17 protein-coding genes and 1 pseudogene are annotated in these 21032 nt (G+C 73.3%); 11 read left to right on the forward strand and 7 right to left on the reverse strand.

The genetic code is table 11. The annotated features are described in order from the left end of the window. Positions 1-168 precede the first annotated feature (168 nt). Both ACIRQY_RS20605 and ACIRQY_RS20610 read right to left on the reverse strand, forming a co-directional pair. Positions 169-1173: a D-alanyl-D-alanine carboxypeptidase family protein gene (locus ACIRQY_RS20605; RefSeq protein ID WP_403927682.1), complete on the reverse strand. Its 1005-nt coding sequence runs from the start codon at positions 1171-1173 to the stop codon at positions 169-171. Between the two features lie 206 nt (positions 1174-1379). After that, complete coding sequence (locus tag ACIRQY_RS20610) at positions 1380-2816, reverse strand: amidase (protein WP_403927684.1); 1437 nt, start codon at positions 2814-2816, stop codon at positions 1380-1382. Between the two features lie 95 nt (positions 2817-2911). On the opposite strand from ACIRQY_RS20610, the gene ACIRQY_RS20615 reads away from it, so the two are divergent. Next, positions 2912-3529 carry a TetR/AcrR family transcriptional regulator gene (locus tag ACIRQY_RS20615; protein WP_403927686.1) on the forward strand — a complete coding sequence of 206 codons (618 nt, stop codon included), beginning with the start codon at positions 2912-2914 and terminating at the stop codon, positions 3527-3529. Between the two features lie 269 nt (positions 3530-3798). On the opposite strand, the gene ACIRQY_RS20620 is transcribed toward ACIRQY_RS20615, so the two are convergent. Next, entirely contained in the window at positions 3799-4482 is a 684-nt protein-coding gene (locus ACIRQY_RS20620) for a 2-phosphosulfolactate phosphatase (RefSeq protein WP_403927689.1), read from the reverse strand. 331 nt (positions 4483-4813) lie between these two features. Next, positions 4814-5296 carry a DedA family protein gene (locus ACIRQY_RS20625; protein ID WP_403927692.1) on the reverse strand — a complete coding sequence of 161 codons (483 nt, stop codon included), beginning with the start codon at positions 5294-5296 and terminating at the stop codon, positions 4814-4816. 413 nt (positions 5297-5709) lie between these two features. Between ACIRQY_RS20625 and ACIRQY_RS20630 the strand changes: the two genes are divergently transcribed. The 8 genes from ACIRQY_RS20630 (at position 5710) to ACIRQY_RS20665 (ending at position 15447) form a co-directional block, all read left to right on the forward strand. Beyond that, on the forward strand, positions 5710-6837 hold the full coding sequence (locus ACIRQY_RS20630) for a hypothetical protein (protein ID WP_403927695.1): 1128 nt from the start codon (positions 5710-5712) through the stop codon (positions 6835-6837). Positions 6838-6958: 121 nt separating this feature from the next. Next, positions 6959-8131 carry an alpha-hydroxy-acid oxidizing protein gene (locus ACIRQY_RS20635; protein WP_351784977.1) on the forward strand — a complete coding sequence of 391 codons (1173 nt, stop codon included), beginning with the start codon at positions 6959-6961 and terminating at the stop codon, positions 8129-8131. Between the two features lie 552 nt (positions 8132-8683). Beyond that, positions 8684-11491, forward strand: a complete 2808-nt coding sequence (locus ACIRQY_RS20640) for a nitrate- and nitrite sensing domain-containing protein (RefSeq protein ID WP_403927698.1) — start codon at positions 8684-8686, stop codon at positions 11489-11491. Continuing rightward, positions 11488-11925, forward strand: coding sequence for a roadblock/LC7 domain-containing protein (locus ACIRQY_RS20645; protein WP_351784973.1), 438 nt, complete (start codon positions 11488-11490; stop codon positions 11923-11925). The genes ACIRQY_RS20640 and ACIRQY_RS20645 overlap by 4 nt, the downstream gene beginning before the upstream one ends. After that, a complete protein-coding gene (locus tag ACIRQY_RS20650; protein WP_401237213.1) occupies positions 11922-12329 on the forward strand; it encodes a DUF742 domain-containing protein in 408 nt (135 codons plus the stop codon). Before ACIRQY_RS20645 ends, ACIRQY_RS20650 begins: the two co-directional genes overlap by 4 nt. Before the next feature lie 5 nt (positions 12330-12334). Continuing rightward, a complete protein-coding gene (locus ACIRQY_RS20655) occupies positions 12335-12901 on the forward strand; it encodes an ATP/GTP-binding protein (RefSeq protein WP_351784971.1) in 567 nt (188 codons plus the stop codon). A gap of 91 nt (positions 12902-12992) precedes the next feature. Beyond that, positions 12993-14126 carry an FAD-dependent monooxygenase gene (locus ACIRQY_RS20660; protein ID WP_403927702.1) on the forward strand — a complete coding sequence of 378 codons (1134 nt, stop codon included), beginning with the start codon at positions 12993-12995 and terminating at the stop codon, positions 14124-14126. Between the two features lie 508 nt (positions 14127-14634). Beyond that, entirely contained in the window at positions 14635-15447 is an 813-nt protein-coding gene (locus ACIRQY_RS20665; RefSeq protein WP_403927704.1) for a DUF4253 domain-containing protein, read from the forward strand. 111 nt (positions 15448-15558) lie between these two features. Here the strand turns inward: ACIRQY_RS20665 and ACIRQY_RS20670 are convergent, their stop codons facing one another. Then, a complete protein-coding gene (locus ACIRQY_RS20670; protein ID WP_403927707.1) occupies positions 15559-17490 on the reverse strand; it encodes an NAD-binding protein in 1932 nt (643 codons plus the stop codon). Between the two features lie 596 nt (positions 17491-18086). Continuing rightward, positions 18087-19007, reverse strand: a complete 921-nt coding sequence (gene bla, locus ACIRQY_RS20675; RefSeq protein WP_403927709.1) for a class A beta-lactamase — start codon at positions 19005-19007, stop codon at positions 18087-18089. 655 nt (positions 19008-19662) lie between these two features. On the opposite strand from bla, the gene ACIRQY_RS20680 reads away from it, so the two are divergent. Together ACIRQY_RS20680 and ACIRQY_RS20685 are read left to right on the forward strand one after the other, a co-directional pair. After that, a complete protein-coding gene (locus tag ACIRQY_RS20680) occupies positions 19663-20022 on the forward strand; it encodes a hypothetical protein (protein WP_403927712.1) in 360 nt (119 codons plus the stop codon). Continuing rightward, positions 19929-20347: pseudogene (locus ACIRQY_RS20685) on the forward strand (DUF6192 family protein). Before ACIRQY_RS20680 ends, ACIRQY_RS20685 begins: the two are co-directional and overlap by 94 nt. A 2-nt stretch (positions 20348-20349) precedes the next feature. Here ACIRQY_RS20685 and ACIRQY_RS20690 read toward each other — a convergent pair. Then, the gene (locus ACIRQY_RS20690; protein WP_403927715.1) at positions 20350-20886 is read right to left on the reverse strand and encodes a YrhB domain-containing protein; all 537 of its coding nucleotides are present in this window, start codon (positions 20884-20886) and stop codon (positions 20350-20352) included. Between the last annotated feature and the right edge of the window lie 146 nt (positions 20887-21032).

The following is a 21032-nucleotide window of genomic DNA, read 5'->3' on the forward strand; positions in this document are numbered from 1 at the left end:
TGTCTGAGGTATGTGCGATGTCTGCGGTGCTTTTGATGGCTTCGGTGCCTTTGATGCTTGAGATGCCTTTGATGTCTGTGGCTCCGGAAGGGTGCGGGGCATCCGTGGTGCCCGTGCCGTCTGTGATGTCCCCCCTGATCCGTTCGGCGGTCGGGTCGGCCGCGGCGCTCATGCCCCCGCCTGCCCGTCGCCGAGGCCGGAGAGGGCCGGGGGGAGGTCGCGGAGGACGGCGTCGACGAGTCGGCCGCTGCTCTCCATCGCGGCCCGCAGGCCCTCGGCGGGGGTGGTGCGGGCGCGCTGGCCGAGCACCGCGCCCAGGACGAGGCGCCGGGCCGTGCCCGACCCGACCTCGGCGGCCCACAGCAGGTTGCCGCCCGCCGGAGTGCTCGAACCGGTCTTGAGGCCGATCACCCCGGGCTTCTCCAGGAGCCGATTGGTGTTGGTGACGGTGCCGGGCACCCCGGGGACGGTGGTGTGGCGCAGGGCGACCACCTCCCGGAGGACGGGGTCCCGCATGGCCCGGTGGGCCAGCTTGAGCTGGTCCTCGGCGGTGCTGCGGGTGGTGGACTCGAGGCCGCTGGCACCCGTGTACCGGGTCCTGCCCATGCCGAGCGCGGCCGCCTCCCGGTTCATCTTCGCGACGAAGGCCTCCTGGCTGCCGGAGTCCCAGCGGGCCAGGAGCCGGGCGATGTTGTTCCCGGAGGGCAGGAGCAGCAGTTCGAGCAGCTTGCGCTGGGAGAGCCGCTGGCCGGTGCGGACGGGGGCGGTGGACTCGCTCAACGTGAACGACTCCTGGGCCGCGGTGTCGTCGACCTCGATCACAGGCCCGTTCTCCCCGGGCTTCAGCGGGTGCTCGCGGAGGATCACGTACGCCGTCATCACCTTGGTGACGCTCGCGATCGGTACGGGCTCCTGTCCGCCCCTGCTGCCGAGGCTGCCGACGCCCTCGACCATGACGCTCGCCTGGCCCTCCTCGGGCCACGGCAGGTCGAGCCGGTCCGCGACGGCCTGGCCGGAGGCGCCGGGGGCGAGGGTCGCGGCCGGAGCCCCGCCCGGCCCGGGGGCACAGGCCGCCCAGCCGCCCGTGCCGATCAGCAGGAGCGCGGCGGCGGCCCCGCACACCAGCCTCCGCCTGCCGCCCGCCGCGCCCCGGCGCTTCCCTCCGGCGTCCATCGGCGTTCCCCTCTCGTCCTCGGTGCGTACGCGGGATTCCGCGCACACCCCGAAGCCTGGAAGACGACCACGTCCACGGGATCAGGGCCGTACGTCCAGGGGCGCGCGAAATTGTGTCGGCCACGTATCGGGACCCGTGACGGGGGCCGCGCTCGCCGGGACGACCGGATCTCCTCGGCCTCAGGCCTTCCTGGCGGTGGCGCCTCCTACCGCGCGGCGAACGGGACTCCGGAGCGCGGGTCGATGGGTGTGAGCACGCCGAGGCGGTCCTCGACCTCCTGCGCGGCGGCCAGGCACAGGTCCTCCCGGAACGCGCGCCCGATGATCTGCACGCCCGACGGCAGCCCGTCGCGCACACCGGTCGGTACGGCGACCCCGGGCACGCCCACGAAGCTGCTCACCGTGCACAGGCGCATGGCCGTGCCGACCCGCTCGTGTCCCGCTCTGTCGCGTGACTCCAGTCCCGGCTCGACGGGCGGCTCGGTGAACACCGGTCCCAGCAGCAGCGGGTACTCGTCGAGGAACTCCGCCCAGGAACGGCGGATGCCCAGCCAGGTTCCCATCAGCTTCATGAACTCCGCGGCGGTCGCGGGCGGAGTCCTCTCCATCGACATCCGGATGTAGCGGTCCCCGCCCTCGCCGAGCAGTGTCCGCACCACCGGCCAGGCCGGGGCGAACTCGGTCGCGGTGATCCTGCCGTACGCGTCGAGCGCCTCGTCCAGCCGAGGCACGTCCGCCACCTCCCGTACGTCGTACCCGGCGTCGCGCAGCGCGTCGGCCGCGTGCGCGACGGCCTCGCGGACGGTGGGGTGGACTCCGTGTCCGCCGGGGTCGGTGACGACCGCGACCTTCATCGGCCCCGGCAGCGGATCGCCGTGGACGGGCACCGGCACGGCCCGGGGGTCCCGGGGGTCGGTCCCGGCCAGCGCCTCGTACGCCAGTCGCAGATCGGCGACCCGGCGGGCCAGGGGCCCGTCGGTGACCAGGATCTGTGAGGCCGGTCCGGGGTCGTCCGGGCCGAAGACGCGGTGGTCGGCGGGGAACCGTCCGGCGGTCGGCTTCAGCCCCGCCACGCCGCAGAACGAGGCCGGTATCCGTACCGAGCCACCGGAGTCGTTGCCGAGCCCGAGCGCGGCCATGCCGGTGGCCACGGCCACCCCGTCGCCTCCGCTGGTGCCCCCGGGCGTCCGGCTCGGGTCCCAGGGGTTGACGGTGTCGCCGAACAGTTCGCTGCGGGAGTGCATCCCCGCCAGGATCAGGGTGGGCATGTTGCTGTGCCCGACAGGGATGGCCCCGGCCGCGCGGAGCCGGGCCACCGGCGGCGCGTCCACCGATGCCACCAGGTCACGGAAGCGCACCGCCCCGAACGTGGTCGGCACGCCTTCGACAGCGGTGGACTCCTTCACCGTGAACGGCACGCCCGCCAGAGGTCCGAGCTCCTCGCCCGAGGCCCGCCGCCGGTCCGTCCGCGCAGCGGCCTCACGGGCGCGCTCGGCCAACAGCTGGGTGACCGCGTTGACCCGCGGGTTGACCTCGGAGATGCGTTCGAGATGGCTCTCGACCAGTTCGACCGCCGATATCTCTCCGCCTCGGACAGCCGCCGCCTGGGCGCCGGCCGACAACTTCCACAGAGCGTTCCGCATGATCCTTGTGCTCCCGTCCACATGTCGATGTGCTGGCGTGGGGACCATACCCCGGAAGCGATACGATCGTATCGAAATAAAGAGAGGGGCCGATCGTGCCCAAGCAGGTGAACTACGAGGACCGACGCCGCCAGATCGCCGAGGCCGTCTGTCTCCTCGCCGACGAACAGGGGCCGGAGGGGGTGACCATGCGGGACGTCGCCGCCCGCGCGCAGGTCTCGGTGGGCGCCGTTCAGCGCTGCTTCCGCACCAAGGAGGAGATGCTCCTGTTCGCCGTCGACCACGTCGGCGAGCGCGTCACCGAACGCGCGCGGGCCCGACTGGCCCGGAGCCCGGCCCAGTCGGCGGTCACCACTCTGGGGCACATGGCCGCCGAGATCGCCCTGCTCCGCGAGGAGCACCGCGCCGAAGCACGCGTCTGGCTCGCGTTCGTGGCCAAGGCGGCCGTCAGCGAGACGCTGGCCGGACCGCTGCGAACCAGCTACGCGGCCCTCCAGGACCTCCTCGTCCGGCTCGTCACGGAGGCCGCCGGCAGCGTCCCGGCCGACGAAGGCGCCGCGCCGCCCGCCCCGTGCCGCGAGGCCCGCACCCTGCTCGCGCTCACCGACGGCCTCACCAGCCACGTACTCATCGGCCACCTGACCACGGAGGAGGCGGAGGACGTCCTGCACGCACACCTGGTCGGCCTCTGGGAACGCCTCGCCCGCCCTTGAGGGGCCGTCCGGCGCTCATGACGGGGGTCGCACGGCCCGGTGCCGCGACGGCTGCGGCGGCTTCCCCGGGGAACCGCCACGGGAGCCGATCCGATCCGAGCCGATCCGAGCCGGACCGATCCGAGCCGAGCTGAGCCGAGCCGCGCCGAGTCGGACCGGACCGAGCCGCTCGCCCGTGTCGAGGTCGTGGAGGCGGCCGGAGCCGGGGGAGGGGCGGCCCCGGGCCGTGGGAGGCCCGGCCGCCGGGTCAGAGTGTCATTGACGGAACGTCACAGCACCGCGACGGGACGGATCACCGTCAGGGACTCCTCCCGGCGGGCCAGCATCGCGAAGGGGAACCTGTCGATCTCCAGGCAGAGGTCGACATCGTCCGGGTGGTATCCGCTCCGCAGCCCGGCGGCGAGGTCCGCCGAGGCGCGCGAGGCCCTCGCGCGGTGGAGATACGGGGCCGCCTCGACATCGTCCCCGCCCATGCGCCGGCCGATGTACTCGGCGCAGGCCAGGTCCTCGTCGGCCCGTCCCTCCTCGCCGGTGACGACGAACGTGACCGGACCGGAGTCCCGGGCGCGCAGGAACCGCGCGGTCGGCCCCGCCACCACGAAACTCGCGCACAGGACCAGCGGCGCGTCCGCGACGGCCAGCGCGCCCACGGTGCCCGCCGTCGTCTTCTGCACCAGGGTGCGACCGGCGAAATCCCGATCCCGTGACCTGAGCAAGCCCGGTGAGTTCACCGCGTCGAAGCCCGCCGCCGGAGCTCCGTCCTTGAGGGCCAGCCACCCCGGGTGACGCTCCTTCAGGGCGAGCGCCTCGCTCTCCGTCGAGGCCAGGACGATCCTCTCCACACCAAGGGAGAAGGCCCAGGCGGCCACGGTGAAGGCGCGCATGACATCGATGACGACCGCCACACGGGGAACGCCGGTCAACTCGGGGATGCCTACGAAGCGATGGTCCATCGCGCCATTCTGAGGGCCCCGGACTCCCCGACAGGAATGATTTTCCGGCTGCGGCCGACGAAACGGTCCCCGTACCGCCCGGACTCCGCCGGACCGGGCGCCGGAACGCGCCCCGTCCGGGGAGCGGGTTCACATGCCCGGCCCGATCCGCCCGCGACGCTCCGGAGCGGTCCGGAGCGGTCCGGTCCGGACCGCACAGGCCGAGACGCACGGGCGGGCAGGGCGGGGGTCGGCGGCGGGCCGCGTGTGCCCCGACCGGCGGGCCGGTGCGGCCGGGACTCTCAGCCTCCGGAGGAGGGCCGTCCGTCCCGCCCGCTCTCGCGGGTCGGGCTCAGGACTCCTCGGGAACGGTGCCGTCGGAGGGCGCCGCCGCCCTCCTCCTGCGGTACACGACCACCCCGCACACCGTGAGAAGGAGGACGGCCACGGCGGACACCCCGAGGGCCGTCCGCTCGGCGAAGAGCCTTCCGATTACTTCGAGCACGCCGAGCCCGGCGGTCGCGTAGATCAGCGCCCAGGCGGCTCCGCCCAGGAACAGGGCGGGGAGATAGCGCGGCAGCGGCATCCTCATGCTGCCCGCGAGGAAGTTGGCGACGGTCTGGAAACCGATGGTCAGGAAGGAGACGGCCACCACCGGCGCGCCCCAGCGCTGGATCGCCCGCTCGGTGCGCAGGAACTTCGCCGAGGAGATCCGTTCGGCGAACCTGCTGCGCCGGGCACCGGCACCGGTGAGCCACCCGAGGGCGAAGGTCCCTCCGGCGCGGAGCAGCACGATGACGTACAGGGTCCCTGCGGTGAGCGCGATCTTATCCACGGCGCCTCGTCCCGGGCGCCGTACCGGAACCCGCGTATCCCGTCACCCGCATGGCTGGTCCGCTCGGGTGGGCGTACGACACGCACGGACCCGGTCACTGTCTCTCACCTGCGCCCGCCTCTGTCTCGTTCCGTCCTCCGGGTGCCCGCGTACGACGCCGGAACCCGAACACACCCGCCCGTATGCCAGGCAAGGCCAGCCTAACCGAACGCCCATACGGCCGATGCATCGCGTCGGGCCGCCGGGGAGGTGGTGGGCGTGCCGTGGCGGCCCGTCGACAGCGTAGGCCCCCGTGGTGTGGCGGGGGTCTCGCTCCGGAGACTCCCCTCCGGGCGTGTTCAGCCGGGCCGACCGGGAACGCAGGTCGGCGCCCGTCGTGCGCTGTGCGATCATGCTGACGCCCGCGAGGGCGAATGAATGTTCGACAGGGGAGGTTCGGGGTGCGCGTGAGCGGGGGGACGGACGGTTCGTCGGTGCCGGACGATGAATGGGACCGGTTCCTGAAGGAGTCCGTCGCCGGGGTGGAGGGCGCGCCCGAGGAACCGTCGGCACGGGCGAGGGAGGCGGCGGGGCGGCTCCATGACCGGCCCGGGGACACGGGCGGCCGGCGGAGCACCCCGCCGCCGCGGCGACGGGGCAAGGGCCGGTACGTGGTCGGGCTCGCCGCCGCCCTGGCCCTCATGGTGGTGGCGTTCGACCCCTGGGGGCTCGTCTGGCCGTCCGGCGACGGCGGGCGGGCGGAGCGGCCGCTCGCCCAGGAGTCGGAGCGCCCGACCGGGGCTCCGCCCGCCGGACCGGAGGGGCGGCCCACGCGCGCCGAACCGTTCAGGGGCTCACCCGCCGAGCGCTGGGCGGACGGCACCGCCGGGATCACGGTCCCCGCCGCCCGCGCCACCGGATGGATGGACGAGGCACAGGTCGAGAAGGCGCTGCGGCGCTCCCTTGACTTCCTCGCCGCGTCGAACCTGGACCCGGGCGTGCTGCGCGGCGGGCACCCCGCGAAGGCGATGGCCCTGGTCAACCCGCACCAGCGGGACGTCCAGGAGTTCCTGGCGACCTCGCTCCGGACGCCAGGAAAGGAGAAGGACCCCCTGCGCCTCTTCAGCCGCCTCGATCCGGCCTCCGCCCAACTGGTCGGCGACGTGGTGAGGACGCGGGGCCGGATCACGTACGAGGAGGGGGAACGCGGTGCCCTCCGGGTCGCCGCCGATGTCACCTATGTCTATCCGGTCGCCCGGGGGACCGGCGCCGACGACGAGGTCGTACGGATCATCGTGCGCCGTGAGACCGTCATGAGCTGGGACGACCCGGCGAAGGTCGTCACCGAGCCGGGGACGCTGAGCCTCGTCTCGTACCTGACGGACATGACGAACACCGCCTGCGACCGGCACACGGGCTACTTCGTCCCGGTGTTCGCTTCCGACCGGCCCGCCGCCGGGCCGGTGAACGGTGTCACGGTCGACCCCTACGACCGCAGCGGCTCGTTGGCGGGGACGACCGGCGCCGGGGACCGGGGCTGCGGGACGGCGACGCGTTCCTGAACCGGTCCCGGAAGGTCCTCGCCGGGCCGTGGCCAGGAGCGGGCGGGGCGGGCACGATGGGGGCCACCGCCGCCGGGGCGACCGGGCGGCTGCCGAGCGAACCGGAAGGACGAGCCTCCCCATGGCCCAGAAGTACGGCGACTACCAGCACGAGATCTATTTCGACGGGCTCTTCGGCGTCCTGCCCGCCCTGCCGATGACGTTCGCCGGACTGGAGGAGCGGGCGGCGGCGGCGCTCCCGCCGTCGCTGTGGTCGTACGTGGCCGGGGGCGCGGGCGCCGAGTCCACCCAGGAGGCCAACGTCCGGGCCTTCCGCCAGTGGGGGCTCGTCCCGCGCATGATGGTCGGCGCCGCCGAGCGCGACCTGTCGGTGGACCTCTTCGGACTCACCCTCCCGTCGCCGCTGTTCATGGCGCCGGTCGGGGTGATCGGGCTGTGCGCCCAGGACGGACACGGTGATCTCGCCACCGCCCGCGCCGCGGCCCGCACCGGCGTCCCGATGGTCGCCTCCACGCTCAGCGTCGATCCGCTGGAGGCGGTGGCGGCCGAATCCGGTGGCACCCCCGGCTTCTTCCAGCTCTACACGCCCACCGACCGCGACCTCGCGGAGAGCCTGGTGCGCCGCGCCGAAGCGGCCGGATTCCGGGGGATCGTCGTCACCCTCGACACCTGGATCACGGGGTGGCGGCCACGTGACCTGGCCACCTCCAACTTCCCGCAGCTGCGCGGTCACGCGCTGGCCAACTACTTCTCCGACCCCGTGTTCCGGGCCAGGCTCGCCAAGCCCCCCGAGGAGGACCCGCGCGCCGCCGTCCTGGAATGGGTGGGCCTCTTCGGCAATCCCCTGGTCTGGGCGGATCTGGCGTGGCTCCGCGAACTCACGGACCTGCCGATCCTCCTCAAGGGGATCTGCCACCCGGAGGACGTCCGGCGCGCCAGGGACGGCGGGGTGGACGGCGTGTACTGCTCCAACCACGGCGGGCGCCAGGCCGACGGCGGGCTGCCCGCCCTGGACGCCCTGCCGGAGGTGGTCGCCGCGGCCGAGGGCCTCCCGGTGCTCTTCGACTCCGGGGTGCGTACGGGCGCGGACGTCGTGAAGGCCCTCGCCCTGGGGGCCACGGCCGTCGGCGTGGGCCGCCCGTACGCCTACGGGCTCGCCCTGGGCGGTACGGACGGCATCGTCCACGTCCTGCGCTCGCTCCTGGCCGAGGCGGACCTGATCATGGCGGTGGACGGCTACCCCACCCTCGCCTCGCTCCGCGCCGAGGGAGCCCTGCGGGCCGTCCGGGTGTAGACGGCGGACGGTGTACGGATACGGGGCCGCGCCCGGACGGACCGCAGGACCGGGTCCCGGGCGCGGTTCCCCGGCGTCCAGGGCCGGTGACCGTCCACGGACGGGGAGCGCGGGGCCGTGAGGCCGTCACCGAGACCGCCCCGGGGCGGTCTCGCCCGTGGGCGGAGGGAGAACCGGCCGTGTGCGCGGCTCCCGAAGCGGGCTCTCCGGCGGTGCCCACCACGGGCCGTGCCCACCACGGGAGCCGCTCTCCACGCGCGTGACATGCGGCTCCCGTGGTGGCCGCCCGGCCGGAGCCGGGGCGTCCGTACGGGTCCGCCGCACGAACCCATGTCGACATGGACCGGCTTGTGATCAATTGTGATGGCCCCGAGGATCACATGTGGCCAGGACGTGACTAATATGCACGCGTTGGAGATCGGTACATGTCAGATGACCGGCATGGAACGCACTCCGCAGCACCGGAGCACCCGAGCAGTCGTCAGACTGCTCCACCTCAAGGAGTATGCCCTGCGCACGCGCGCGTCACGGCGGACCCGTACGACATCGTCCATGTCGCTGAGAACCGCCCTGCTCATCCTCGCCTTCGTCCCTGGCATCGCTCTGATCGTCCTGTGGGGCGTCACCAGCGGCCAGACCTTCCTCGACTTCCAACGGCAGGCGGGTCAGGGACTGTTGGCCGAGAAGGCCGGTCAGCCGTCCAACGTCGTGTACTTCAACCTCCAGGAGGAACGGCGGCTCAGCGCCGAGACCCTCGCCCGCACCCCCGGGGCCGCCGAGGCCCTGACCACCCAGCGGGTACGGACCGACGAGGCCGTCGAACGCTTCCAGGAACTCTCCGACGTCGCCGCCGACAGCGACGCCCCCACCGAGGTCAGGGACGCCGTCGCCGCCGCGCGCGCGGCCATCGGCCAACTCCCCGTGCAGCGGTCCCTCGTGGACGGCGGCGACGCCGACCAGCAGAAGGCCGTGTACGACTACTACACCGACCTGATCGCCGTCGACCTCGAACTCTTCTCCGCCCTCAGCCGCGTCGACAACGGCCACATCACCGCCCTCTCCCAGCCCCTCGTGGACCTCTTCTGGGTCAAGGAGATGGTGTCCCGGTCCGACGCCCTCCTCACCCGGGGCTGGCCCGACCGGAAGCTGAACCCCGAGGAACTCAAGGAGTTCCGCCAGGCCGTCGCCGGACAGACCTTCCTGTCCGACAGCCACGTCCTGCCGGTCCTCCCCGCCGCCGAGAAGGACATGTGGCGGGCGATCGTCGACAGCCCCGCCTGGAAGACCAAGACCGAGCTGGAGAACGCGGTCCTGCGCCCCGCCGCGCCGACCGCCGACGGCTCGGTCGCCCTCCCCGACGGGGAGAAGCGCTGGCGCGGCGCCATGGACGCCCTCAGCCCCGAGGTCGAGAAGCTCCTCCAGCACCGCACCGCCTACGTCGTCGAGGAGGGCAAGAGCAGCGTCATCTCGCTGCTCACCCACATGGCCCTCACCACGCTCGTCGGCCTGCTCGCCGTCATCGTCGTGATCTGGACCACCTGGCGCCTCACCCGCACCCTGCGCCTGCGCATCGGCAGGCTCCAGGAGCAGGCCGAGGCCCTGGAGAAGGCCCTCCCGGACGTCGTCGAGCGGCTCGGCCAGGGCGAACGCATCGACGTCGAGGCTGAGGCACGGGCCCTCGCACAGGACACCGGCGACCGCGCCTCCGACGAGCTGACCCGCCTCGCCGAGGCCATCAACCTCGCCCGCACCAGCGCCATCCAGGCCGCCGTCCGCCAGGCCGACCAGCACCGGGGCTTCGAACGCCTCCTCCAGCGCATCGCGCGCCGCACCCAGCAGCTCATCGGCCAGCAGCTGAAGAAGCTCGACGAACTGGAACGCCGCCACGAGGACCCCGAGATCCTCGACGGCCTCTTCGACCTCGACCACCTCACCGCACGCCTGCGCCGCTACGAGGAGAACCTCGTCGTCCTGGCGGGCGGCTCCCCGCACCGCCGCTGGCGCAAGCCCGTCCCGGTGCTCGACGTGCTGCGCTCCGCCCAGGGCGAGGTGCAGGACTACCGGCGCGTCGTGCTCGACCTCGACGGCAGCCCCTGGCTCGCCGCCCGCGTGATCGGCCCCGTCACCCACATCCTCGCCGAACTCACCGAGAACGCCCTCGCCTTCTCCCGCCCGCCGAGCCCCGTCGAGATCCGGGTCGCGCAGGTCAGCCACGGCCTCGCCATCGAGGTCGAGGACCGGGGCCTGGGCATGGAACCCGAACAGCTCGACGAGGCCAACGAGCTGATGCTCCGACCGCCCCGGATGGACCTGCTCGCCCACAGCGACGACATCCGCCTCGGACTGCACGTCATCTCCCGCCTCGCCAACCAGTACGGGCTGCGCGTCGAGTTCCGGACCTCGGCGTACGGCGGCACCCGGGCCGTCGTGCTCGTCCCCCAGGAGCACGTCGTCACCGGCCCCGTGCCGGGCCCCGGCTCCGGCCCCGTGGCGGTCCCCTCGCCCGCGCCCGAGCCGACCGCGCCCGACTCCGGCCCCCGCTCCGCGGCCGTCCCGGACGCCGTACCCGGACACGGCCCCGACCTCGACCTGATCTCCGGACACGGCCCCGAGCCCGTCCCCGGACACGGCCCCGACCCGGTTCCCGGACCCGCGCCCGTCCCGTCGGGGTTCGCGTTCCCGCCAGGGCCCCTCCACACGGCCGAGCACGGCTTCCCGGAGACGCCCGAGCACACCCCCGCCCCCGTCATCACCCCCCTCCTGCCCGCGCGGCACGACGCCGGACGGACCGAGCCCGGACCGGACGGCGCCCTGCCCACCCGCGTCCAGGGACGGGCCCTCGCCGACGTGACGGCGCTGAACAGCCCGCACCGGCCCCGCCACGCGGCGCCCGACCAGACACAGCCGCCCGTGCCGCCCGCGTACGCGGAGCACCCCGGGCACGCAGTACGGCCCGCGTACCCCGCCGCCCCCACGCCTCCCGCGTACCCCGCCACCCCCGGGAACCACCCCTACGGGCAGCCCGCACCCGCGTGGGCCGAGCAGCCGCCGCCGGTCCCGCCGACCGGCCCGGTCACCGACCCGCCACTGCCCCGCCGGGTGCGCCAGGCCAGCCTGGTCGACGAACTCCGCGTCACCCCGGCCCCCGCCGCCCCGGCCCCGGCCGCACCGCTGAACTGGCAGCACGACCCGCTGCTCCGGCCCGTCCCGCGCCGCGCCAGTGCGACCATCGGCGCCTTCCAGCGCCGGTCACGGGCCACCCGTACCCAGGCGGACCAGGACACCGGACAGCACCCGGTGCCCGGCACCGGGCCCGAACCCGCCGCACCCACCCACCCCACGAGAGAAGAACGGTCATGACACGCACAACCGCAACCCACCAGGACCTGGACTGGCTGCTCGACGGCCTGGTGGACTCCGTGGCCGAGACCCGCAACGCCGTCCTCCTCTCCGACGACGGCCTGGTCGTCAGCCACTCGCGGACCGTCGCCCGCGCCGACGCCGAACGCCTCGCCGCGATCTGCACCGGCCAGCAGAGCCTCGCCCGCGGTGTCGGCCAGCTCTTCGACGGCGGCGTCGTCCACCAGGTGATCGTGGAACTCGCCGACCTCTGGCTCTTCATCATCTCGGCGGGCCAGGGCACCCACCTGGCCGTCGTCGCCTCCCAGGAGGTCGACGCCGAGGTCATGTCCCTCGCCATGCACAACCTGGTGCAGCAGGTCGGCCAGAAGCTCGGCACCCCCGTACGCTCCGAGTTCGACGCCTTCGGCACCGGGGCCGGGCAGGGCGCGTGAACACCGGCTGGGACCACGAGGACCCCGAAGAGGACAGCGCGGACACGATGGTGCGCCCCTACACCATCACCCGGGGCCGCACCGCCCCCGACCGCGACGACCTCACGCTCATCACGGTCCTCACGGCGGTGGAGCACCCCCTCGACGAGCGCGGCAGGCCGTCGCGTCCGGGACGCCTCCAGCCGGAACACCGGCTGATCCTCGAACTCTGCCGCCGACCCGCCGCGGTCGCCGAGGTCGCGGCCGGCCTCGGCCTGCCCGTGTCGGTGACCAAGATCCTGCTGGCCGACCTCGTCGGCCAGGGCCTGCTGACCGCTCGGGCGCCACTCCTTGTGGCGCGGGCGGCGGGGGGCGCCGACGGCGGCCTGCTGGCCGCCGTCCGTGACGGACTCCGGAGACTCTGAACCACATGATCAGCACCCAGGCGGCCCCTGCCGCCGTCAAGATCCTCGTCGCCGGTGGATTCGGCGTCGGCAAGACGACCCTGGTCGGCGCCGTCAGCGAGGTCGCGCCGCTGCGCACCGAGGAGTACCTCACGCGCGCCAGCATCGGCGTGGACGACCTGGCCGGCGTCGGAGCCAAGGAGACGACCACCGTCGCCCTGGACTTCGGCCGCATCACGGTCAGCGACGAACTCGTCGTCTACCTCTTCGGCACCCCCGGCCAGGAACGCTTCTGGTTCATGTGGAACGACCTGGTCAACGGCGCCCTCGGCGGAGTCGTCATCGCCGACACCCGGCGCCTGGAGACCAGCTTCGCGTCCATCGACTTCTTCGAGAGCCGCGAGATCCCCTTCGTGGTCGCCATCAACTGCTTCGACGGCCACAACTCCCGTACGGCGGCCGAGATCAGGACCGCGCTCGACCTCGACCCGCACGTGCCGCTCCTCGTCGGCGACGTCCGGCAGCGCGGCTTCGACAAGGACGTCCTGCTGGCCCTCGTCGACCACCTGATGCGGCTCCCGGCCCCGGCCTGAGCCCCTTCCGGGAGCACCGGACCGGCCCGCGGTCCGGCTCCCGGGCCGCCGCGTCCCGCCCCACCCCGTCACGTTCCTGGAGACACCCGAGATGGCATCACCCCTGCGCGTCCTGATCCACGGCGGCGGCATCGGCGGCCTGACACTCGCCACCGCCCTCGCCCGGCGCGGCCACACCGTCGAGGTCGCCGAGCTCCGCGACGCGCTCGACGCGCTCGGCGTCGGCATCATCCAGCCGACGAACGCCCTCCACGTCATGCGGGAGATAGGCGTCCTCGACGCCTGCCTCGACGCCGGGTTCGAGTGGGAGGTCCTGACGATCGCGGACCCCACGGGCAACGCCCTCGCCCGCATCCCGCAGCCGCGCGCGGGCGACGTCCCCGCGAGCAACGGCATCCCCCGGCCCGCCCTCGCCGCGCTCCTCGGCGACGCCGCCGTCACCGCCGGCGCCCGGATCAGGTTCGCCACCACGATCAGCGCACTCGACGACGACGGCACGGGCGTCACCGTGACCCTCTCCGACGGGTCCACCGGCCGCTGGGACCTCGTCGTCGGCTTCGACGGCATCGGCTCGCCGCTCCGCACCCGCCTGTACGGCGACCGGTACGCCCCCGAGTACACCGGCTTCGCCAACTGGCGGGTCACCGTGCCCCGGCAGCCCGACGTCCGGGGCGTCGTGATGGCCACCGCCGGCCAGGAGGCCAAGGCCCTCCTCACTCCGATCACCGACGAACTCATGTACCTGGGCGCGGTGTTCGCCGAGGAGCCCGGCTTCCGCCCGGACCCGGAGCGGGCCCATGAACAACTGGCCGCCCGTCTGGCCATGTTCTCCGGCCCCGTCGCGGAGGCGCTCGCCGCCGTCACCGACCCGTCGGCCGTCGTCCACTCCCGCATCTCCCAGGTGACGGTCGAGGAGCCCTGGCACGTGGGCCGGGTGGTCCTCGCGGGCGACGCCGCCCACGCCTCCACCCCGCACCTCGCGCAAGGCGCGGCCATGGCCGTCGAGGACGCCCTCGTCCTCGCCGAGTCCCTGGACGCCACGGACTCCGTGCCCGCCGCCCTGGAAGCCTGGGAGACCCGCCGCCGCCCCCGCGCGATGTGGGTGCAGGCCATGTCCCGCGCGATCCTCAAGCAGGAGATGGGCGCGCCGACCACCCCGGAGGAGGACGCCCTCCTGGAGGTAGGCATCCCGGGCGCCGCCCACGTCCTCGCGAAGCCTTACTAGGCCTGTCTGACAATTCGCGGCGTCGCCCGCAGGGCGGCCGCGCGGCGTCAGGTGCGTGCTCTCGGCGTGCCTGCCCCAGGCCCTCGTACTGGATGTACGTGGGTCTGGGGCCGGTGCGGCGAGAGTGCGTGCATGGCGTCGCGCGGCAGGCGGGAATTGTCAGACGGGCCCTAGCCGCCCGTCTTCCGGTGGGGCCGGTGTACGGGTTCGGCCCACTCGGCAGCGCGGTACCGGCCGTTCACGCCCCCGCGGAGCCGTGCGGGCCTGCCCGGCGGGCCCGTGGAGCGGTGGCGGGAGGCATCGTAGGGGAGGCCCGTACAGCGCTGGATGCCGAGAGCCGGACAGGTACGGCCCTCGGCCCGGTGGCGTTCCCGCTCCCCTGAGAGGCCCCGAGCCGCCCCCCGGACCCGCGTCGTGCCCGGCGGGCCGGGGAGAGCGCGGTGGACGCGGTCCGTCCGCCCCCACGGGCTCGGGACCCGGTGTCAGACCTCCTGGCTAGCATCCGTGCGTGATCTCAGAAATCGACGCGCTCCTCGACGCACCGCTGCCGCCCGGGCGGATCGTCCCCGCCGGGCCGGACGGCCCGGACGCCCCCGTCCTCTGGCTGAGTGACGGTCCCGCGTCCCCCGGGCTCTGGGCCCGGGCACGGGCGGAGCACGCCCGCACCGGGCTGTGGCCGCTCCTGATGGACTCCCGGAATCCCGGTGACGGCGAGTTCCGGCCCTGGGCCTCGGGCGAGCTGTCCCCCGGACGCATGACCTCGCCCGGGGAGCACGACCCGGCCGGACTCCTCGCGGGGTGGTGGCGCGATCACACCGTCGTGGACGAGGACGACGACCCGCTGCCGCCGGACGGGCGGGCGGCCGTCACCGCCCCCTTCGGACAGCGGTGGCCGGGCCTCGCCCCCGCCCTCCCTCCGGGACCCGATCCCGACGTGGAGGCCGCCGAGTACGCGGAGTTCTTCGCCTCCCTGCGGCCCCACGTCCGGCTCGGCCTCGTCCCCGCGGCCTGCGGCGCGGACGCGCTCACCGTCGTCGGATGGGAAGGGCCCGTCAACCAGGACGACGACACCGCGAAGTTCTCCGCCGTCCTGCGCACCTGGGAGCGGCGCTTCGGCGCCCGGGTTGTCGCCGTCGGGTTCGACACCCTCCACCTGAGCGTCGCCACACCCCCGGAACGGCCGGAGGACGCCCTCCTCGTCGCCGCCGAGCACTTCGCGTTCTGCCCGGACAACATCTGGCAGGGAGCCCGTCCCTGCGCCCTGGCGTCCTACGCCGAACGGCTCGTGGGCGCCTGCACCTGGCAGTTCTGGTGGGACTGACGACACGTCGAGGGGGAGGGGAGTGCCGGGCCACGCCGGGCCCGGCCGTGTCGTCTCGCACCGTGGTCGGTCCGGCTGACCGGCGGTGGTCCCCGCCTTCCGCTCCCCGCCTCAGGTTCCGCTCGGGCGGGTCGGTTCCGGGTGGTCCCGGTGAGGGGCCGCCCGTCGTGTCGCAGGCGGGGGCGGTGGGGCCGTGCGGTCGAGGAGTTCCGCGAGTCCCGCGCGGGTGGTCGCGACGACGACACGGTCCTCGGGATGCAGGACGTGACCCGGGTGCAGTTCCCACAGCAGCCGGGACGGCTCCGGCGCGGCCGGGGCCTCGTCCGTGGCAGGGTCGTCCCGGACGCCCGTGTCGAGGGCGAGCACCCGCCACGCGCCGGGCCGGAAGGCCTCCGCCACCGTCCTGCCCACGAACTGCGGGTGGTCCGCGACGTCGAGCGCGGCGAAGACCAGCACCCGTCGTTCGACCGCGATCGCCCCGAGGATGCGACGGCCCATCATCGCGGTGGCGAAGGCGGGCGCCGCGAGCGTCGACACGCTCCGGCTGCGGGTGAGCGCCCCGGGGTGCGCGGCGCGCAGGGTGCGGTAGACGGTCGACGCGAAGTCGTCGTCGTACAGCCGCAGCGCGACGAGCAGTTCGGCGCTGAGGGTCCGTGCGTACAGGGCCGCTTCCAGGTTGGTGGTGTCGGCGCTGGTGAGGGCGAGCAGGGCCCGCGCCCGGTGGGTCTTGGCGGCCTCCAGGACGCCCGGCTGGGTGACGTCGCCCAGCACGACGGGGACCCGCAGCCGCCGGGCGTGTGCCACGCCCCGGGCCTCCGGGTCGTCCTCCACGCACACCACGGGGACGCCGAGTTCATGGAGCTGGACCAGGACCCGGGTGCCGACGCGGCCCAGACCGAGGAGCACGACGTGCCCGGCAAGGCGCCGGGGCGGACGGCGCAGCGCCGCGGCGCTGCGGTACGCGCCGAACGCCTCCAGGGACCCGGCGATCAGCAACGGCAGCAGGACGAGCCCGAGCAGTCCGGCGAGGAGCTGGAGGACCTGGCGCGCGGTCGGCTCCCCGACGGCGGGATCGCCGATCGCGAACAGGTCGAGCAGCGTGAGGTACGCGGCGTGCAGCGGGTGGTCCCCTGTGGTGGCCCAGGAGGCCACGGCGAGGGCGACGACGGCGGCGCAGACCCCGGCGAGCGCCCAGCGGACCCGGGGGGAGAGGAGTTCGCGGGGCGAGGCGCCCCGGCTCTCCCGGCGCGGCGGGCGGACCGGCTCGTGGCTGACGGTCTCCAGGACGAGGGTGCCGTGCCCGGCGGCGGCCCGTACCTCGGTGTCGTCGGGGAGGAGTCGGGGTGCCCGCCTTCCGCTGCGGTCCGAGCCGTCCGCGCCCGCCGGGTCGCTGCTCGTCGAGGAGAGGAGGGCGAGGGTGACGAGGCCGGGCCCCGGAGTGTCCCCGGGGCCGGTGGGCACGTGCTCGGCGGCGCGCAGCAGCAGCCCGTCGGCCTGGACGATCCTGCGGGTGCCGACGACGGCGGTGGCCGCGAGGGCGGGCGCGGCGGTGTCCGCGTCGGACAGGACGATCGTGGTGGCGTCATGGCCGTCGCCGTCCTCCGGGGGCGGCAGTTCCGGGCCGCTCCGGTCGCGGGCCTGATCGAGGAGTTCGGCCATGAGTCGGCCGAGGTTGCGGTTGTACATGCGCAGGACCAGACGGATGTGCGGGTTGAGGCGGCGGGCGAGGAACGCGGCCCGCATGTTCACCTCGTCGTCCTCGTGGAGCAGGGCCAGCGCCCGGGCGCGCCGTACCCCCGCTTCGACCAGGGTCGGCTCGTCGGGCGGCACACCGCCGAGGAGGTGGGTCCGTACGCCGGGGTGGGACGGGTCGGGGCCACCGCCGGTGGGCGTGACCAGGACGACGGTCTGCCGGTAGACCTCGGCGAGTTCGGTGGCGATGCGGTGGGCGAGGGCGTCGTCCCCGCACACCACCATGTGGCCCTCCGGCGGCGCGGGGAGGGGGGCTCTGCGCCGCGTGAGCCGCCGCGGTACGACGGACATGGCCGCTGACTCCTTCGCGCCGCAGAGGTGAGGACCCACCATCCCAGGTTCCGGGGCGGTCCGGCATGGGTGCCGACACCCAACTTCCGCCGTGTGCGCGCCTGGTGGGTGGCTGAGCGGTCGGCGCCTCCGACCGGCGGGACACGGCCCCGGTCGGGTCCGAGTCGTACGACCGCTCCGGAGCGGGGTCCGGGAAACACGGACGACCCGTGGGCCTTGGTCCCGTCCGCTCGAGTTCGGACGGGAGCCGACCGGATCAGCCGGCGGCCCACGGGTCGGGTGACTGCGTGGTTTTCGGCAGAGGACCTGCCGAGGTGCACAGAGTGCGACGGCAGGCCGTTAGCCCGCAGTCACCTCACGAATCCGAAAAGAAACCATGTTCTCGGATCACCTCCTTTCAGCGTGTGCCCACAGCTTAGGAAAGGCCCGGGGCGGCGCTCAACCCATTTATTCGAAGGGTTTCCCGGCCGCCGCCCTCCGGTCTCCCCGGCTGTCACCCTCGGCTCTCTCCGGCCGTGGTTCTCCGGGTCTCTCCGGCCGTCGCCCTCGGTTCCCGGTCCCGGCCGTCGTCCCCGGTCCCCGGTCCCCGGAGGACGTCAGCGCAGCTCGGCGGCGACCAGGGCGCCCGCCTCGGCCACCAGCGGGTCCACCACCGGAGCGTCCCTCTCGGAACGGGTGGTGAGCACGGCGATCAGGACGGGGCCGCCGTCCGGCGGCCAGGTGACGCCGACGTCGTTGTTGGTGCCGTACCAGCCGCCGCCGGTCTTGTCGGCGAGGGCCCAGTCGGCGGGCAGCCCCTTGCGGAGCCGTTCGCCGCTCGTGGTGTTTCCGAGCATCCAGGTGGTGAGCCGTTCCCGGTCGGGGCGGGGGAGGGCGTCGCCGAGGAGCAGACGACCGTAGGTGCGGGCGATGGCGCGGGGTGTGGTGGTGTCGGTGAGGCGGCCGGGTTCCGCCGAGTTCAGCTCGGGCTCCCAGCGGTCGAGGCGGGTCGTGGGGTCCCCGACCGACCGGACGAAGCGGGTGACGGCGGTCGGCCCGTCCAGTTCGCTCAGGAGCAGGTTGGCGGCTGTGTTGTCGCTGAAGCGGAGCGTGGCGTCGCACAGCTCGGCGACCGTCATGCCGCCCGTGAGGTTCCCCGCGAGCCCGGTCTTCGGGGACCAGCCCGCCCGCCGCACGTCGGCCTCGGTGTAGTGGATCCGCCGGGCCAGGAACGTGCCGTCGTGGTCGAGGTCGCGCAGTACGGCGGCGACGGCGAGGGTCTTGAAGACGGAGCACATCGGGAAGCGCTCGCCCGCGCGGTAGGCGAGGGTGCGTCCGCCGCGCACGTCGTGGGCGTAGACCCCGAGGCGTGCGGAGTGCCGCAGCTCCAGCTCCCGCAGCCGTGCCGTGAGGTCCTCGCTCCCGGGGCCCGAGGCGTACGCGCTGCCACCTCCGAGGGACAGGCTGAGGGCCAGGGCCGCACCGGCGCCGAGGGCGAGCGCGGTGCGACGGGACGGGTCGAATGCTGTGCCGGTCACAGTGGTTCCTTCCGCAGTGATCACTGCACGGAACCACGCGGGGAGGACGCCCGCCGGTTTCGCCACCTCACGCTATGAAGGGTTTCGGCCATGGATCGAGCCATGCCGGGCGCGTCGAGCCGTGTCCAGTACCTGATCCATATCCCGATTTTTGGCGGGCTTGAGGTCCTAGGCTGGGGAGGTGTCCGAGGGATCCGGGCGGCCGAATGGGCGGGTGTGCGGGGTGTGTGGTGACTGGCTTGGGCCGGGCGCGCGGTCGGACGCGGTGTTCTGCTCGACGACGTGTCGTCGCCAGGTCGTGGAGGCGGGAGCGCCGGTTGCGGCGTCGGGTGCAGTCGGAGTTGGGCGGGGCGGGCCGGGTGGTGTGTCCCGTGTACGCGTCGGCCTGGGTGGCCGGTGTGGATCGGCGGTCAGACGCCGTGTTCTGCTCGCGGCGGTGCCTGATGCGCGATTGGCGCTCCCGAAGCGAATCGTTCGGCGAACGGTCACAGTGACCGCTCCGCGAACGCATCGGAATTTCGGTCAGATTCTGGCTCTTGTGGTCGATCGTTGCGATCTTTCCCGGGTGGGTCCGAGCCTCGAATGTGAGAGCGGGCCGTGTTCTGTCACGGTCGAGGGGCTGTGTCCCGGCCCGCCGCGGGTGGTGATCATTGCCATGACCCAGGAAATCGAGAAGATCGACAGTGTCCGGTTCGGCCGATACGCCGAGATCGTTACCGAGCTGCGGAAGCTCGTGGAGACCATCGGCCAGGCTCAGTTCGCCACTGGCGACTACGCGTTGGAGATCGAGCCGATGCGCGCGTTTCGGCAGCCGGAGCCGAGCGAGGAGATGTTCACGGTCGGGGACTCGCTGCTTCGGCTCTCCGAGCACATCGGTCTGTCGTACTCGGTCGTGAAGAACGACCGGTGGGCGGCGTCGAAATGGCCCAAGGACTGGCGGCGACCGGAGGTGTCACGATCCACCCGGTTCTGGGCGGTATCGAGGACGAGGAGGAGCGGTTCGCCGTGGTCTTGACTCCGCCTGAGGGCAAGGCTCGGTGGTCGGTCGACGACGCGAGGCGGAAGGTCGGCTGGCGGGTTGACAGTCCGGTGATGTCGGCGGAGAAGGTATCCACGACCTTGCCCGGGACGAGGCGGTCGCGACGACGGTGACCTCGGACTTCCTGCGCAGTCCTTCAGTGATCTCCCAGGTCACCCCGGAGCAGAGGACCCGGGTCGTAGAGGAGTTGACCCGCGACGACCAGGTCGCCGCGAGGGTGACCGCCGGCCTGTTGCGCCGTCCGGACGTTGCCTTCCGTGCGATGTCGGACGACTATCCGGACTACCGGCTGGCGGTTTGAGCTCAGCTGGTGTGTTGCCCTGGCTGGATGGTGCAGACGCTGAGGACGGGGTCCGGCTCTGGGACGAGGGTCCTGGTGGCGATCGCCACGAGATGAGCCGATACTGAGCCGCTTCGCAGGGCATCGACGTATTCGATGGCCTCCGCGTGAGCAAGCGCCGGAACCTTCTGCCGCAGCACGTGCATAGCGAGGATTCGACCGCGAGTTGCTGTCATCTGGCGTATCTCGTCGTGCAGCTCGTCGACTGCCGTTCGTGTCGCCATCCCCCGGATGCGGGTCCGATAGTCCGTTTCCCACGCTCCGGTTACCGCTGACACCACCCCGATCGAGTGCAGCCCGCCATCCACGCGATCGACGAGAAACGGGCCGTTACCCACCAGCAGATCGGAAGGGTTGCTTGTCCGCAGATACTCTGCGGACTGGTAAGAGACGATCCACGCCAGTTCGTGCTCTCTGACATGGGCCACCAACAGCTGCCCCGGAGACTCGCGCTCCAGCTGCGCCTCCACCAGGCGGATGGCGAATTCACGGTCGATCATTCAGGCAGCATCTCCCACTCATGGGGGAACGACCAGCCGTTTTCATCCGGGCCTAGGGCCTGTCTGACAATTCCCGCCTGCCGCGCGACGCCATGCACGCACTCTCGCCGCACCGGCCCCAGACCCACGTACATCCAGTACGCGGG

This window comes from Streptomyces sp. NPDC101490 (assembly GCF_044767145.1).
GTDB lineage: Bacteria > Actinomycetota > Actinomycetes > Streptomycetales > Streptomycetaceae > Streptomyces.